Source organism: Ralstonia sp. 110700041-2 (genome assembly GCF_056280165.1).
In genome coordinates, this window is the sequence record NZ_JBSFAI010000010.1 from 40392 (window position 1) to 55641 (window position 15250).

The following is a 15250-nucleotide window of genomic DNA, read 5'->3' on the forward strand; positions in this document are numbered from 1 at the left end:
GACTAGGCTCGTCTAATAATTTACTCAATTACTCATGAAGAATTCTGATTCAGCAATGCAATCCGACCCAACCGTAACCCACCGCAATGATTGCGAAGGGGACGCCCCGACCAGCACGACATCAAAAACACGCTCCAAAGCGACGCCAAAGCGCGTGTTGCAGTTCGACTACGACTCCGATGCGTTGCGTAGCGAGGCTTCCCCTCTATATCACCGCTATAGCGGTCAGATATACCCCCAGGCGGCACATATCGAAATCGACTGCGAATGCGGCATGGTCACCATCGGGTATTCCCGCGAAATCGGTAACGCGGTCCCCGAAGAGGTTTACCACGGACGAACCCGGCGCTACAGAGTGCCAGCCGAGACGAGCGGCGAGACGCTGGCCGATTTGCTCGACTCCGATGAATTCCAGGATTTAGCGAGGCGGGTGTACCAAGGGGTCAAAATCGTCTGGGACGGCAATAACCTCGTGGGCAAGGTTGATTGTGATGCCCAAGACGCCGAAGAAACCCTTGAGGAGACTCTACTCAATTTGGACAACGAGTCTCTGTCCGAAGTCTGGGACGTAAGCGACTGGCTGTTTGCCAACAATCAACTGACGTCCCTGTGGTGCGATGAATCACTGCAAGCTGCCGCCAGAGCCCTGCGGGCAGAGGCTCGGAGGGCGCACGTCCACATCGACGGTAGCATCGAGACTGCCCTCCTCGATGCCGCGCGTGAGACCTTCCGGAATGGCGGGGAACTCAGCACGGCCCATGTCGACGCTCTGCTGGAGCGAGGTCTGATTGGCGCCGACGAGGCCGAGGAGTGGCGTGAGGAACCCTGTAGACAGACATCTGATGAATGAGTCTATGTTCAGCGACGACTACAAAGCCGTGCTTTGGCCTTTCGGCAGTTCATGCTGACCAGGAGAAAGCTTAGAACAAGTCACCGCTTGCCGGCGGCTTTGGTGTCTTGGGTGTTTTGGGTGCCTTCCGGTCAGCCGACGCTGGTGCTGCCTCCATCTTGTCTGCGGGATATAGCGACAGGAACCTTACCCCGCTGCAAACCCTGTCGCGCGGAAATGTTGACCAGGTGGAGCAGGCCGCTGAGGCCTACGAGAAACGGTAGAAATTGCACTGTTGCATTGCCATCAAGTAAGAGGACTCGATGCGCCAAACGCTTCAAAAAGTCGGTCGAGAATTGGTGCTGCGACTGCCGGCCAAATTCATCGAACAGAATCAGTTGAGGGCCGGCTCGCAGGTCGAGCTCCGAATTGCTGGCAACAAGCTGACGATAGAAGTTCGGGACCAACCACGCTGCAAGTTGGCTGACCTGTTGGCGGAAATGCCCGACGGTTTCCCGCGAGCGGAAGGCTGGGATGAAATGCCTGATGCCGGCAATGAGCGTGGCTGATGAGCCCCCTAATGGCTAGCTGATGAGTAGGGCACAGCCGTTGGTGCTACGCTATGAAAACTGGAGGGCTATGGCATGAACAAACTAATGCACTTCGCTGAGTCGCAAAAGAATATCGACTGGGTTGCAACACGGCTAGGTGCGGGCGTCGCTGTCTTTGGCGTACTGGTGGCTGCAGCAACTGTCATTGCCATGATTGCTAGGTGACTAGCAAGGCCCAATGAGGAGGGGCAGGTTTCCTGCGTCCCGCTACCGAACACCCCCGTCACCGAAGGCCTAGCCGTTCGGTTAAAGAGTTGATAAGGACAGGTTCGCCTGCATTATTCGAAGCCCCTCTTTGCGCGAGCAAGGGGGCTTTTTCACGTCCCGGCGCGCAGCATCTACCTTACCGTCAGCAATCTATAGCCCGGTTTGAGCCCTTTTTTACGCGTAAAGGCTCAAGCGAGCGTTCGATGTAGCCGAACCTGGCGTGACGAGGCAGGTCCCACACATGTATCGGTAGCTGTCGCACGTTTGCTCCTGGCCACGTGTTGCCCCGGAATCCGCGACGTACTAGTATGTATACACGTCGATGTATATCAATGGAGGGATGATGATGAACCTGCAAATCGCGAAATGGGGCAACAGCCTCGCGCTGCGTATCCCCGCTGATTACGTTCGCCACGCTGGCCTCAAGGAGGGCGACCAAGTGCAGGCCAACCTGACCGTGGATGGCGGAATAAGCATTCACGCGGCCAAATGGGACCGGAAGGTTTTCGCGCAAGAACTGGCGTCGACTCGCGAGGCGATGCCGATGACACAGTCAGTCATGGAGGAACTGCGGCACGGAGCGCGCTACTGATGGTGTACGTTGACACGAGTGTATTGGTGGCGCTCTGCGTGAATGAGCCGAGGAGTCCCGCTGTTTCGCAGTGGTACGCGGCGTGTACCGACGAAATGGCCTCTGCCACGTGGTGTGTGACCGAATTCGCGAGCGCCCTCGGCATCAAGAAACGGACAAAACAATTGTCAGCCGAACAGGGGGCATCTGCATGGCAGGCATTCGAACGCCTGTGTGCTGGCGACCTACAGTTATTGCCTGTCGAACCGTACACGTTCCATCGCGCTGCCGTGCTAACCCTGGATGCGTCCATGGGGCTCCGTGCGGGTGATGCACTGCACCTTGCGTCTGCGCTGGAGGCCAAGGCCAAGGCCATGGCGACGCTCGATGATGTACTGGCCCGCAATGCAAAGCGAATGAGGATTAAGCCGCTCGAGTTTTGAGTGGCTGGCGGAGCGCTCCTTATCGCCTACCTCACGCACTTGCGTCTCAAAGGGTATCCGAAGCAGGTTGCCCACGGGCATTGGTCGTTCGGGCACGGTGGTGTTTCGGGTTCAAGATAAACGCCAATCCACAGCAGCTCCTCAGCAATCGCCAAGCTACTCTGCAATCTTGATGTCCAGATAGTCACCCACGCCCAGTGGTGGTGCTGTCGACCTGCCTGCTGCCGTTGGCGGATAGCGCCCTGGCCAACCAGCCGAAGCTGAAGAAGATTTTTCCTCAGACAAGAAAGGGCCTCAGTCATTGACTGGGGCCCAGTCTAGAGCTGTCTAAGGCTCCTAATCAACTCCTTAACCGAACGGCTAGCCGCATGCCGGCGGCTTTGGTGTCTTGGGTGCCTTCCGGTCAGCCGGCGGTGGCGCTGCCTCCATCTTGTCTGCGGGGTACAGCGACAAGAAGCTGCGCGCCACCTCTGGGTCCCGGCAAGCCAGCCACTCGTCCCATTTTTCGCGCGTCAGCATGACGACACCGCGCTTTTCTTTCGCAGAACCGTCCGGATTGCTCGGCTTGTGCATTCGCTTGAAGATGGCGTGGTCATCCGCGTTAAGCGTCAGCATGGCGAATGCGTAGCGCGGTGGTACTCCCTCGGATGTTTGCCAGGTACGCCAGATGCCGGCGATGCCAAACTCGCTCTCACCTTTAATCCAGATTTTGTGCCGAACGTTGTGACCTGTCTCGTAGCACGGCTCATAGATGGCATCGACCGGCACGATGCAGAGGTTGCACGCTCTCCAGTACTTCCCGAACATGCGGTTGGTGCTGACCGTCTCTGCACGGGCGTTGACGGGGTTTGGCATACCTGAACGAGCGTACTCGGCTGGCGCAAAGCCGAAATTCGCCACGACGCAATCCTGCTTACCGTCCTTGTTGATGAAGACGAGCGGCGAGTCGTAGTCGGGGAACGTCTCAGGTGGATAGTCCACTACAGGGCCGAGGCCCAACAGAACGCGGAGGCGCTCGACCTTCGCTGGCGAGTAGTTGGTACACATGATGCTCCTCCCCATACCCACGAAGCGATGGCCCGTTGTAGGCAATCATTACGGCGGCATCTTTCCGCAGGTGTCCAACTCAATCTCCCATTCCTGCAGCCAGGACTCGCCCGCAAGTTCGCTGCGAAGGGCACCGACGATGATGCCCGTGTCAGTCGTGCCTTCACCCGGCCCCATCGACTGCTCGAGCTGACGCGCCCGCATAATGACAACTTGCAGACACCGGATTTCCCATAGGAGACGGCGTACCACTGGGTCGTGACCGTACTGCAGCTGAATCTCGCGCAGGCGCTTCCGGGTGAGCGCGGGGAAGCGTTGTCGCAGTGGGAAGGTCATTGTGGAACCTCAAACTTGGCCGAGCTACCGACGGCCGCGCGACAGCCGCTTCAATGCCTGCTCTTCTGCTGTCGACCAACCAAGCGGCCGCTCCCACAAACAGGGCTCGGCAAACAACGCTGAATCCAGCGCGTCCAATCTCGCCAGGAACGGCTTATCGATGCCCCACATGCGGGTCAAAGTAACAACGCCGTACGCCTGCCTAGCGATGTCTTGCAGGCGATAGATTTCCCACAGCAAGTCGCGCACTTCCGGCGTGGGATTGCGTTGCCATATGGCCCGCAGCGCAGCTGCAGAAAGCTTCTTGCGCTGGGTCTCAGGAGTTGGAAAGTCACGTGCCGCCATGGTCTAATACTGGATATATATACAGTATCTTCAGCTAGCGGCACTTGGTCAATGAGAGCCGCAAAGATGTGACCGATACACCCCCGCAAGCGAACAGCAAGCGTTTGTACATCCTTTTTCCGTCAGGCTAGTCAGCCTCGGTCCAGTCAACTACGTTTATCAGGCGAGTCCGGACGGATTCGCCGTGACCCAGATGATGCAAACAGCACAGGTGGCGCGCATGCCTTCCCAAATCGACATGGACAGCAACCCGACGGGGCCAGCGTCAGCGCGCGCAGGCACTCGGGAAGAGGCACTGCGACTGCTTAAGACACAAGGCGTCGCGACCGTCGAGCTGGACTATGAATCCGGCTGGCAGGATGCCGTAGAACTCGGCCGGCTGGGCCAGAAAGTTGGCATCAGTGTCGAATTCCGTGGTCACGAGAGCGTAGCGGTTAGCTCCGTGACGGCGCTGGTGGCTGGCTTGACGCGTCCCAAGGTGACATTCCGGCAACGCAACCTCTATTGCCGATTTGACTTGAATCGACTGCCAGCAGGCGAGTTGGAGCGGCTCGAAGCAAAGGCGGCAAGCCTGGGCGACTACGTGCTCGGTGGTCACTTGCTGCCAGCGGCCGACGTGGTCTGGTCCGAGTAGCCGCTTTCATGGGCTATTCACCCAACGATGAGCGCCTGCCGACGGATTCAATGTGTGGCTCCTGCCTCTGCGACCCAGGTGTCCACAAAAATCCGCTCAGAATCCGCTCACTTTTGAGCGGATTCTAGTCAATTTTTGAGCGGATTCTTGCCAAATGTGCTCCCGCCTTTGCGTAGCGTTCGATACATCACGCAAACACCCACATTGCTGTGCCCGCGACTGCGGCATCAATCCGGAACTGACGACTGATTCGACACGTCATGACGTGGGGTGACGAGCAAGGAGCTCGTTTTGCAAGCAAGTGTGCATACTATGCACACATTGCCGGGGGGAGCGTAGCGTCGCCAGAACTTTGCTTCCGAAAGGAGAGCACGAGTGCATCCCAGTAAGGTCAGCTACAGCAGTTCATTACAAGGGGGTCGCACGAACACTCATAGAAGTGGTCAACTGCTTTTTTGGCTTCGCGCTTGGCAGACGCCGCCAGCGTCGCAATCGCATCGCTATCGAGTTGAGAGTCCGAGGGCACCGAGACGACTCCCACGGCGACCGTCACGAAGCCATAGAAGCGGAGGTTGCCGTGACGGTCTTCACTGTTGATGCCGCCCGCTTTGATGTCCGCTGGCGTGTAAATCTCCACCGCTTTGCGATTGAAGTCCGCCATGGCGGTGCGGATGCGCGACTCCCAATCCTCGCTCTGGAAGAGAATCAGGAAATCGTCGCCGCCAACGTGCCCGAGAAAGTCACGAAGTGGGTCACAGGCCTCACTCAGGACCGCAGCCGCCAACTTAAGCATTTCATCGCCCTTCCAATAGCCATACTGGTCGTTGAACGGCTTGAAGCTGTTTAGGTCGCAGTAGCACGCGTGGAAGGGAGCTCCGCTTGTTAGCAGCCGCTTGATGTGGGCGTCAATTGGTAAGTTGCCCGGCAGGAACGTCAATGGGTTTGCGTACCTTGCCGCCTCGATACGCACTTCCGTGACCGCGCGAACAAGGTCCTCTCCTCGTGCAAGCCCTGCATAACGTCCATTCTCGACGAGCACCAGTCCATCCGCGAGATAGCGTTGGTCATCGCTGGCCAGCAGATTGACCACATCTTCCATCGTCGCACTCTTTTCCAAGAGGACGGGAGTCGAGTTCGCAAAGGTCATGCACGGCTTCTTGCCAAACAGGTCGCGGTGGTAAGGCTGCGCATACCAATCAATGAAAGAACGGCGGCTAATGATGCCGACTGGGCATTCGTCCTTGACAACAGCCATAGCGTGTAGGTCTTGATGCCTGGAAAATAGTGCCAGAACATCGTTGTTACGCGTGTCTGGCAACACGCTGGGCGCGTCAATCAAAAGTCGGCTTGCAGAGAAAGTACGAGTCGTCAGCTTGGCCACCTCCGGAAACACGACAATCGAATTGGTTCTGATTGCCGCCAGTGCCGGCTCACCGAGTCGGAGTGTGGGGTCGGGCGCAGGTTTGCCGAGGACATAGCCTTGTGCGTAAGCGATGCCAATATCGCGGCAGACCATCAAGTCATCGACCGATTCGACGCCTTCGGCTATCAATAGCGCGTCGGCCAGGGACGCCAATTGTTGAAGGCTTTTGAGCGCGCTGCTGTGGAACGCCGAGGTCGCAACCCCGTCAACAAGGGAGCGGTCAATCTTGATGAAGTTCGGACGCAAAGCTGCCCACAAGCTAAGGTTTGCGTTCCCCGTACCGTAGTCATCGAGAGCAAACTGGACGCCTGCCCGCTTTGTGACCTCCAGGGCGTCTTTGAGAGAACCAAGTGGCTCAGGAGGAGGCTGCTCGGTGAGTTCGATGACAATGCGCTCGAGCGGAAGATTCACTTCTTCGAAGAAAGAGCGAACATCGTCCTCGTCTTGGACCATTTCCCTGAGTGCATCCGCGCTGAAATTGACAAAGAGCTTGCCCGTTAGCTCGGCCTTTGCGAACGCCCGAATACACACGCGAGCGGCGAGTCGCTCCAGTGCCACCATGCAGCCCTCCTGCCTTGCTCGCTCGAAGAGCCCGACCGGATGTTCAAGGGGCGAGCCGGCCGGTCCCCGAATCAACGCTTCATATCCGAAAATCTCGCCGCATGCGAGGTCTCCGATTGGCTGGAACACTGCGCTCAGGAGCTGCTTTTCGATGCACTCTGCAATGGATATCGTCATGATGGCGGCAGAAGCAAAAGTGACTGGGCAGCGAATCTGAGCCGCCCCCAAAGGTGTTGCGACGCTACAGCTGCTCGCACCCTGTCGCTTTGCGGAGTGTTGGCCGAGGTCAACGCCCCCCAGGGTAGCTCGGGAGGGTGGAGCACTTAAAGATTCCAACGGAAGCGATGTCAGTTCCGCTAACGTCAGTCGTTGAGGAATGTTTACTCTGCGTCACGGAAAATTCATGAAGCAATCGGTCGGCACCCAAATGGAAGCGGCGCTATCAGTCGCGCTTGCCCCGTAATAAAAAAGGCGCTGCAATGTTGCAGCGCCTGAAGACGATGGCAGGAGGAGACAACGTGCGCAGCGCATCGCCATAACCAAGAACAGCCACCCTGCTGTGTTCTCACACAAAGAAGGAGGCTACGCTCGTTACAGCGGAAAGTTACAAATAAATTATGACAAAAATTTGTTACATATGTGATTGAAGCACTCTCTCATTGCACTGTCGGTCATCCCCACCCAAAATTGCATTAGAAAAACACCAAGGGGAGCAGCATGCAAGCATGGATTGTTCAGGAGTACCGGGGCTGCTCCATCCATGTGCTGTCGGTGTTGGGGCACCGCTCCAGAGTTGGCTATGCTTACACGGGCTTTGTCTGCGCTCCCAAAACCGGTGCGATGGTCTACCCTCAGCTCGAGCGCTTCCACCATACCGCCGCCGATTTCGATAGCGCTGATGCCGCCATCTCCGCTGGGATACTTGAGGGGCAAGCGATTATCGAGCGTTGGCTCGCTTCGCACGCTGAAGAAAGCGGTTCGCGCAGCGCAACTGCCAACAACACGTCAAGAACAATGCGCGCAGATTGAACTACCCGACCCGAACGACGTCGGCGCTGCTTGCGGCAGGCGGCCTCCGAACCCATGGTGCCTTGCAGCTTGGATTCGAAGCGCTCTAGCGCCTCTGAGGGTCGCCACGCGCCACAATCGTGCAAGGCCATGGAGGTTCGACCTTGGCACCTTGGTGGTCCCGCACCCCACCCGGAGCTGGCGTCTTAGGCGAATACCGCCTGCCTTTTTCCGTTTGTTTTGGCGCGATACATGGCACCGTCGGCCTGCCGCAGCAGGCCAGGTGTATCGAGAGGGCTGTTACCGGCTCGGGCGGGCAACAGGCAGATGCCAATACTGGCTGAAACAGCAACCGAATGCCCGTCAATCGTCTGAATATTGTCCAGCATGACAAGAACGCTGTCGGCAAGTGCTTGTGCTCCAGCCTTGCCGCTCACATCGCGCGCCAGTATCACGAATTCATCGCCCCCCAAGCGCGCGAGCGTGTCGCCACGACGCATTCGCGCTTGCAGGGCGCTGGCGAAGAGCTTCAGCAGCGCGTCTCCCACGGCATGACCGTACGTGTCGTTCACTTGCTTGAATCCGTCCAGGTCAATGAGCAGAAGTGCGGCCTGCCCTGCCTCGGCGTCCTGGGTGTGATACGCCCGCGCGATTTCCCGCTCGAGGCACAGGCGGTTACTGAGGCCCGTCAAGGCGTCCGTCGCTGCCTGCTTTTCGAGCTGGTGCATCGCGTAAAGCAAGCTGCCGGGCTTACCTGTGGCCATGTTCTGCACCACGCTCAGGTCACCGTCCGCGATGAGGTTGGCGATATCGGCGGCATGGGCCGGGTCTGCGCCCAGGCTGTTTCGAATACTGCGGACGATGAGCGCCATCAGCACGGATGCAGCAGTGCCGGCGAGCAGTACCCACATCAAGTGCGCCAGCAGGATTTGGCGGAAAGCCGCATCCACATCGTCGACATAGAGGCCCGCGCAGACCACCCAACCCCAACTCATATCGAGTGGCGCTGACTCAATCCGGCTGAACATTCGCCACTTGGCAACGTTTGCTCGCGCGACACTAGCGCGTACTGTCAGAGTCTGACAGGCACGCTTCAGCGCGATTCCAGCTCTACAATGCCAGCCCCAGGAAGATAGCACTCGGTCCAAACCCGACCGGGAAGAAGGTGCTGGCCAAGCTTGTTTTGGCTCGGCACATACCGTGGACTTTTGCCCACGGCAGACCGTGACAATTTTAGCCCTTGAAACCGTAGCAATTCGTCGGTATATTGATTTATACACGGTCAACCAGTGAAATTTAGCGATACAAATCAAGGGCTTACATAATTCCGATTGAAATGTTCAACGGCAATTTTTCGAGTCCCTGATTCGCCACCAAATACCAAAAAGCCCTGCTTCGGCAGGGCTTTTTGCTTTTCTGCTGCATCCCTGGCGACCGCCAGGGTCATCACATTACGCAAGCGCCTCGGCTAGCACAGGCACCTCGGCGGCCACCGCCAACACCCAATCCGTCGTCAATACCGGTTGCGTCACGGGCAGCATATGGCCGCCGTCGATGATGCGCAGGTTCACTAGGTCGAGCTTCTGCTTGAGCGCTTCGCCCTGGCGCTTGACGTTTAGGATGCGGTCTCCGCGGCCGTACAACACATCGACAGGCACCGTCATCGAGGCATAGCGGCGCTCCATGTCGGGCAGATCTTCCGGTGCAGCGACCAGATCCGACGATGCCGCATAGAACACGTGCGGACGCAGCCCCAGCAAGCCGCCTCCCTTGAACGGGAAATCCTTCGGCATGGCCTCGGGCGCGAACACCGCAGCGATGGCCTTGCGGGAATTGATGATCGACAGCGGGATCGCCAGTGTCCATGACACCAGCCTGCGAACCAGCGGCGACGTCAACACCAAGCCCCTGAACGCACCGGGCGGCGTGCTTTCTGCATGCGTGAGCGGCGCAATCAACGCGAGCCGGCGGATAACGTGCGGATGGTTCAGCCCCACCGCAAGCGAAATCGCCCCACCAAGCGAATGTCCCACCAGCACGGGCTTGTCGAGCCCAAGCTGCTCGATGCACTGCGCGACCGTGCGGGCCTGCGCGTAGACGTTGGCAGGCGAATCCCCACCGCGCACAGACCGCCCCGCCCCCGGCCGGTCAATCACGATCACGCGGTGCGAGCGCGTCAGCCGATCCAGATCCAGGTACGCGAAGTTGCGCAGGTTGCCGCACAGGCCATGAACGAACACGATGGCAGGGCCCGTTCCGCGATCGATGTAATGCACGCGATCGCCGCCGATATCAATGAACTTGCCTTCGGGCGGAAACCCCTTGGTGACGCGGCGAGCGATGAAAAACGTGAACGCAACAGGCGCGAGGATGGCAAGCGCGATGACGCCAAGAATGGTGTAGGTCATAGTGTCCCCAAAGCGGGAGGCGGTTAGGCGGGCTGCGCCGCGCCGGTCGGCTGGGCACGGCGTTCGAACTGCATGGCACTGTCGGCCAGTGTGCCGAACTTGAGCATCATCAGATCGCGCGCGTAGTTCTGATATGACTTCCACGGCTGCTTGTCGCCCTGCTTGGGCAGGATGGCCGCCGCACGCTGGATGTAGCCGGACGTCAGATCGACGGCGGGTTCGCGGCTCATGGCTTCGTCATCGAGACGCGGCACGCAGGTATCGAAGCCGTTGGACTGCATGTGGTTGAGCAGCCGGCAGACGTACTGCGCGATCAACTCAGCCTTGAGCGTCCACGATGCATTCGTATAGCCGAATGACGACGCCAGGTTCGGCACACCGCTGTACATCATGCCCTTGTACGACACGGTTTCTGCCAGATTCACGGCATGTCCATCGACAGTGATGGCCGCCCCGCCCAGTACTTTTAGTTTGAGCCCCGTGGCCGTGACGATCACATCGGCATCAAGATGCTCGCCGCTCTTGAGCAGCAGGCCGGTGCGGGTGAAGCGTTCGATTTCGTCGGTCGCAATCGACGCCTTGCCAGCGCGGATCGTCTTGAACAGATCGCCGTCCGGCACGAGGCACAGGCGCTGGTCCCACGGGTTGTAGCGTGGGGTCAGGTGTTTGCGCACGTCGAAGCCGGGGCCGATCTGCTTGCCGGCCATGCGGATGATGAACTCTTTGAATGCCTTGGGCTTGCGACGGGCGAGGCTGTAGAAGTACATCGTCAGCAGCACGTTTTTCGTGCGCACCAGCCGGTGAGCCAGGCCGGACGGCAACCAGCGGCGCAACGTGTTGGCCACGGCATCCTGCTCGGGCCGCGAAACGATGTACGTGGGCGAGCGCTGCAGCATCGTCACGTGCTGCGCGGTGCCGGCCATCGCGGGCACCAGCGTGACCGCCGTGGCGCCACTGCCGATCACCACCACGCGCTTGCCGCCGTACGACAGATCGTTCGGCCAATGCTGCGGATGGACGATGCGGCCTTGGAAAGTGTCCATCGCGGGCCACGTCGGGGCGTGGCCCTCTTCGTAGTCGTAGTAGCCGCTGCACATGTAGAGGAACTTGCAGGTGAACAGCACCGGTTCCTCGCGCGAGCCATCGCAGCGTAGCGCCTGCACGGTCCAGCGCGCGGCGGCGGAATCCCAGCTCGCACCCGTCACCTTATGGCGGAAGCGGATGGATTTGTCGATGCCGAACACGCCTGCGGTGTCGCGGATGTAATCGAGAATCGTCTGACCGTCGGAGATGGCCTTGCTGCTGTGCCACGGCCGGAAGCTGTAGCCGAGCGTGAACATGTCGGAGTCCGATCGGATGCCCGGATAGCGGAACAAGTCCCACGTGCCGCCGATGGATTCGCGCCCTTCGAGGATGGTGAAACGCGCCGACGGGCAGCGCTCGCGCAGGTGATACGCCGCGCCAATGCCCGAGAGGCCCGCGCCGACGATGAGCACGTCGAGGTCGGTATCCGGCGCGGCTGCCCGGTTGCGGGGCACGCCGGGGCTGGCGCTTCGCTCCATCGTCGTATTCATGCGGTCTCCTGTTTGCAGCCTTGCGGGCAGGCGTGGCAAATTTCGCTCTAAATGTGGTGTGATTCGTCACCACTTTAATTTTCAGGCGTCCTGACGTCAAATAGCGAAATGGAGAAAACACTTGAAACAGACGACGCCCCAGTCAGAAAAGGCCGCCCGTATGGCGGCGTGGCGCCGGAGGCACGTGCAGCGGAGCGCCGCGATGCGCTGATCCGTGCTGGCACGCGCGTCTTCGGCACGGTGGGCTTTCGCAAGGCCACCGTACGCGCAATCTGCCAGGAAGCGAAGCTCAACGACCGGTACTTTTACGCCGCCTTTGACAGCACCGAAGCCCTGCTGCGTGCGACCTATCAGCAGCATGCCGAAGACTTGCGCGCGCAGGTGTATGAAGCCACCGCCGCTGCGGAAGGCACGCTGGAAGCTCGTATCGACGCCGGCCTGCACGCGTTTTTCGTGTTCTTGCGTGAACCGTGTGCGGCGCGCGTGCTGCTGCTGGAAGTGATGGGCGTGAGCCCGGAAACGGACGCGACCTACCAGCGCAACCTGCTGGAGTTCGGCAAGCAGATCATGGCGAATGCCCAACTGCCCGGCGCCCACAATGACGATGACGCCGAGTTGCGCGCCGACCAACGCATCATCGGCCTGGCGCTGGTGGGCGCCCTGACCAACGTCGGTGCTGCGTGGCTTCTGACCGGCTATCGAGATCCCGAAGAGAAGATGGTGCGCAACTGCCGGCAAGTCGTGCTCGGCACGTTGCGCGCCATGCTGGGCGTTTAGGCCGATCCTTCCAGCCTGCCCAGTCGAACCACGGTCACGCCGGGGGCCAGATGCCGCAGCGATGGCTGCAGCAGCACGCAGTTGTCGTACGGCGTGACGATCTGCAGCGCTGCATCGGTAGCGATGACGGTGCCGGCGCGGGCGATGGTCTCCATGCCGCGATAGTCGTCCGCAAAACGGAACGCCGTGGATTTGGCGACCACCGGATCGGTCACCCGAATGCAACGCACCTCCAGCGCAGGCGCCATGCCCAGCCATTCCGATACTGCTGACGCATCGACGGTGCCCAGCGCCACCAGAAAACGCGCGCACGCGTCCAGCGCAACATCCCGGCTCACGCGTTCGAAGTGTTGACCGCATTCGATGAGCAGCGCGTTCTTCGGACTGGCGGCATCGCCAAAGCCGCCGTAGTCGCGCAAGCGGCGACCGGCAGCATGGCCGGCATCGATCATCAGATGCGAAGCCGCGCCAACGAGGCGGCCCAATGCGACGCCTTTGGCGTGCGGTCCGGTCAGCATCAGCGGCTCGGCCTTCTCATGCATCGAGTGAATATCGAGCAGGTAATCGACCGTGTCGATCACTGGCCGCAGCTCACGCGCGCGGCGCAGTTCCAGCGAGTTGCCGGGGCCATCAAGCTTGTCTGCAGACCACACGCGATTCAGGTCTTCGTCGATGAAGCGCGTGGCATCCGGGTCGTTGATATCGAAGCGCTCATACGCCTCGACGTTGGCAAATGACAGCGTGAGCCGGCCACGTGCCGGGCGCACGCCGGCCGCCAGCAGCGCATCCACCGCAATCGCGCCGCACAGCTCATTGCCATGCGTGAGCGCGTTGATCATGACGTGCGGGCCCGGCACGCCGCTGTCGAACGTATGGACGTAATCAATGCCGTGTGTGCCGGTCTTCCAACGGCGGATATCAGGCTTGTGCAACTCGATCGGGTAGACCGGCAGCGTGGCGCGCAGCGCCTCCAGGGTCATCATGCGAAATCCTTCGGTGTGACGAGAATTCTGTTCAGGTTCGATCCGCACGAGCGCGCCCGCGCAGCATCCACAGCGAGGCCAGGCTGATCAGCGTGGTCGCAAACACATAGAAACTTGGCGACGTCTTGATGTGTGTGACACCGATCAGCCACGTGACGATCAGCGGCGAGAATCCACCAAAGATTGTCACGGACAGGTTGTAGCTCAGCGCCAGGCCCGTGCCACGCGTGCGCGTCGGGAAGATATCGGCAAGCAGCGCAGGCAGCGGCGCCAGGATGGCCGCCAACAGCACGCCCACAATCGCCTGCATGACCAGCAACGTCCAGAACGTCGGTTGTGCGACCAGCGTGGCAAACATCGGATACGTCGACAGCGCAATCACCACCATCGCAATCGACACCACGCGGATGCTGCCGAAACGATCCGCCAGCAGGCCGAACGCCGGTGCCATCACCATCAGCATCGCGCCCGTGATCATCGTGCAGACCAGCGACGCACTGGTCGCGATGTGGAGTTGATTGATGGCATAGGTCGGCATGTAGACCTTCTGCACGTAGTTGAATGCGGTGACAGCCACGACCACGCCCGCGCCCAGCAGCAGCCCTGGCAAACCTTGCGTGAGCGTGTCGCGCAGCGGCGAGCGCGCTTGCAGCGCAGCCGGCGCTTCCGCCTGCATGGTTAAAAACTCCGGCGTTTCAGGCGTATGGCGGCGGATGTAGACGCCAATCGGGCCGATCAGCAAGCCGAACAGAAACGCCACGCGCCAGCCCCATGACTCCACCTGCGCGGTGGGCAGCGCGTAGGTGATCCACGCGCTCAAGCCCGCTGCCAGCAATGTGGCAAGACCCTGCGTGGCGGCCTGCCAGCTCGCGTTGTAGCCCATGCGCTTGCCGTTGGCGTGTTCGATCATGAACGCCGTGGCCGACCCAAATTCTCCGCCGGCCGAAAAGCCCTGCAGCAATCGCGCCATGATCACGATGGCCGGCGACCACAGGCCGATCGACGCATAGGTCGGCGCGAACGCGATCATCGCCGTGCCCAGCATCATCAGCAGGATCGACCAGGTCAGCGCGGCCTTGCGCCCCACGCGGTCTGCATAACTGCCAAGCACCATCGAGCCGAGCGGGCGCATGATGAACGACACGCCAAACGTCCCGACGGAGAGCATCAGCGAACTCCACGCATCGCCCGTCGGGAAGAACAGCTTGCCGATGGTGATGGCGAAATAGCCGTAGATCAGCAAATCGTAGTATTCGAGCGCGTTACCGACGCTAGCCGCCAATACGGCTCGCCAAGGCGCAGGATGTCGATAGGTGTCGGCGCTGCGTGCTGCTGCGCCGCTCGCGTTGAGGGTGTGGGCTGGCATGGTTGTCTCCCCGTGGTCTGTGCCGACCCGCCTGGTTTGCCGAACGGCGCTGGCGGGCGAAGGTTGCGGAGGAGTCTAGGGGCCGCGCCGAGGCGGCTTGTGCCGTTTCGGCACAAGGTTGGGCTTT

At 60.1% G+C, this 15250-nt stretch carries 18 protein-coding genes; 8 read left to right on the forward strand and 10 right to left on the reverse strand.

The genetic code is table 11. The features are described 5' to 3' along the window. The first annotated feature begins 34 nt into the window (after positions 1-34). The 5 genes from ACUXH0_RS15840 to ACUXH0_RS15860 all read left to right on the forward strand — a co-directional run bounded on the left by ACUXH0_RS15840 (position 35) and on the right by ACUXH0_RS15860 (position 2661). Entirely contained in the window at positions 35-850 is an 816-nt protein-coding gene (locus ACUXH0_RS15840; protein ID WP_182594185.1) for a hypothetical protein, read from the forward strand. A 302-nt stretch (positions 851-1152) separates the two neighbouring features. Beyond that, positions 1153-1398 carry an AbrB/MazE/SpoVT family DNA-binding domain-containing protein gene (locus tag ACUXH0_RS15845; RefSeq protein WP_024973593.1) on the forward strand — a complete coding sequence of 82 codons (246 nt, stop codon included), beginning with the start codon at positions 1153-1155 and terminating at the stop codon, positions 1396-1398. Positions 1399-1473: 75 nt separating this feature from the next. Continuing rightward, positions 1474-1605 carry a hypothetical protein gene (locus tag ACUXH0_RS15850; RefSeq protein ID WP_257019851.1) on the forward strand — a complete coding sequence of 44 codons (132 nt, stop codon included), beginning with the start codon at positions 1474-1476 and terminating at the stop codon, positions 1603-1605. 382 nt (positions 1606-1987) lie between these two features. Beyond that, the gene (locus tag ACUXH0_RS15855) at positions 1988-2239 is read left to right on the forward strand and encodes an AbrB/MazE/SpoVT family DNA-binding domain-containing protein (RefSeq protein WP_430715396.1); all 252 of its coding nucleotides are present in this window, start codon (positions 1988-1990) and stop codon (positions 2237-2239) included. Beyond that, positions 2239-2661 (forward strand): type II toxin-antitoxin system VapC family toxin, encoded by a 423-nt coding sequence (locus ACUXH0_RS15860; RefSeq protein ID WP_024973595.1) that lies wholly within the window; start codon positions 2239-2241, stop codon positions 2659-2661. The genes ACUXH0_RS15855 and ACUXH0_RS15860 overlap by 1 nt, the downstream gene beginning before the upstream one ends. Before the next feature lie 360 nt (positions 2662-3021). Here the strand turns inward: ACUXH0_RS15860 and ACUXH0_RS15865 are convergent, their stop codons facing one another. From ACUXH0_RS15865 to ACUXH0_RS15875, 3 genes are read right to left on the reverse strand one after another with little or no spacing between them, the layout of a single operon-like run. Then, positions 3022-3708, reverse strand: coding sequence for an SOS response-associated peptidase family protein (locus tag ACUXH0_RS15865; RefSeq protein WP_257019852.1), 687 nt, complete (start codon positions 3706-3708; stop codon positions 3022-3024). A gap of 48 nt (positions 3709-3756) precedes the next feature. Further along, positions 3757-4044, reverse strand: coding sequence for a hypothetical protein (locus ACUXH0_RS15870; RefSeq protein ID WP_024973597.1), 288 nt, complete (start codon positions 4042-4044; stop codon positions 3757-3759). A gap of 24 nt (positions 4045-4068) precedes the next feature. Beyond that, positions 4069-4389: a hypothetical protein gene (locus ACUXH0_RS15875; RefSeq protein ID WP_024973598.1), complete on the reverse strand. Its 321-nt coding sequence runs from the start codon at positions 4387-4389 to the stop codon at positions 4069-4071. A 220-nt stretch (positions 4390-4609) separates the two neighbouring features. Between ACUXH0_RS15875 and ACUXH0_RS15880 the strand changes: the two genes are divergently transcribed. After that, positions 4610-5023, forward strand: a complete 414-nt coding sequence (locus ACUXH0_RS15880) for a PHA-granule associated protein 4 (protein WP_235202057.1) — start codon at positions 4610-4612, stop codon at positions 5021-5023. 391 nt (positions 5024-5414) lie between these two features. Here ACUXH0_RS15880 and ACUXH0_RS15885 read toward each other — a convergent pair whose 3' ends face one another. Beyond that, positions 5415-7184: an EAL domain-containing protein gene (locus tag ACUXH0_RS15885; protein ID WP_024973600.1), complete on the reverse strand. Its 1770-nt coding sequence runs from the start codon at positions 7182-7184 to the stop codon at positions 5415-5417. Positions 7185-7724: 540 nt separating this feature from the next. Between ACUXH0_RS15885 and ACUXH0_RS15890 the strand changes: the two genes are divergently transcribed. Further along, the gene (locus ACUXH0_RS15890; protein WP_024973601.1) at positions 7725-8036 is read left to right on the forward strand and encodes a hypothetical protein; all 312 of its coding nucleotides are present in this window, start codon (positions 7725-7727) and stop codon (positions 8034-8036) included. Between the two features lie 185 nt (positions 8037-8221). On the opposite strand, the gene ACUXH0_RS15895 is transcribed toward ACUXH0_RS15890, so the two are convergent. The 4 genes from ACUXH0_RS15895 to ACUXH0_RS15910 all read right to left on the reverse strand — a co-directional run bounded on the left by ACUXH0_RS15895 (position 8222) and on the right by ACUXH0_RS15910 (position 11997). Beyond that, positions 8222-9043 (reverse strand): GGDEF domain-containing protein, encoded by an 822-nt coding sequence (locus ACUXH0_RS15895; RefSeq protein ID WP_080693839.1) that lies wholly within the window; start codon positions 9041-9043, stop codon positions 8222-8224. 281 nt (positions 9044-9324) lie between these two features. Continuing rightward, entirely contained in the window at positions 9325-9462 is a 138-nt protein-coding gene (locus tag ACUXH0_RS15900; RefSeq protein ID WP_182594186.1) for a hypothetical protein, read from the reverse strand. 4 nt (positions 9463-9466) lie between these two features. Continuing rightward, positions 9467-10423, reverse strand: coding sequence for an alpha/beta fold hydrolase (locus tag ACUXH0_RS15905; RefSeq protein WP_182594187.1), 957 nt, complete (start codon positions 10421-10423; stop codon positions 9467-9469). Positions 10424-10446: 23 nt separating this feature from the next. Beyond that, positions 10447-11997, reverse strand: a complete 1551-nt coding sequence (locus ACUXH0_RS15910) for a flavin-containing monooxygenase (RefSeq protein ID WP_404944693.1) — start codon at positions 11995-11997, stop codon at positions 10447-10449. Positions 11998-12105: 108 nt separating this feature from the next. On the opposite strand from ACUXH0_RS15910, the gene ACUXH0_RS15915 reads away from it, so the two are divergent. After that, positions 12106-12774 carry a TetR/AcrR family transcriptional regulator gene (locus ACUXH0_RS15915; RefSeq protein WP_012434899.1) on the forward strand — a complete coding sequence of 223 codons (669 nt, stop codon included), beginning with the start codon at positions 12106-12108 and terminating at the stop codon, positions 12772-12774. Here ACUXH0_RS15915 and ACUXH0_RS15920 read toward each other — a convergent pair. Next, positions 12771-13757 (reverse strand): M14 family metallopeptidase, encoded by a 987-nt coding sequence (locus ACUXH0_RS15920; RefSeq protein ID WP_182594188.1) that lies wholly within the window; start codon positions 13755-13757, stop codon positions 12771-12773. The genes ACUXH0_RS15915 and ACUXH0_RS15920 overlap by 4 nt on opposite strands. A 31-nt stretch (positions 13758-13788) precedes the next feature. Continuing rightward, positions 13789-15123 (reverse strand): MFS transporter, encoded by a 1335-nt coding sequence (locus tag ACUXH0_RS15925; protein ID WP_182594189.1) that lies wholly within the window; start codon positions 15121-15123, stop codon positions 13789-13791. Between the last annotated feature and the right edge of the window lie 127 nt (positions 15124-15250).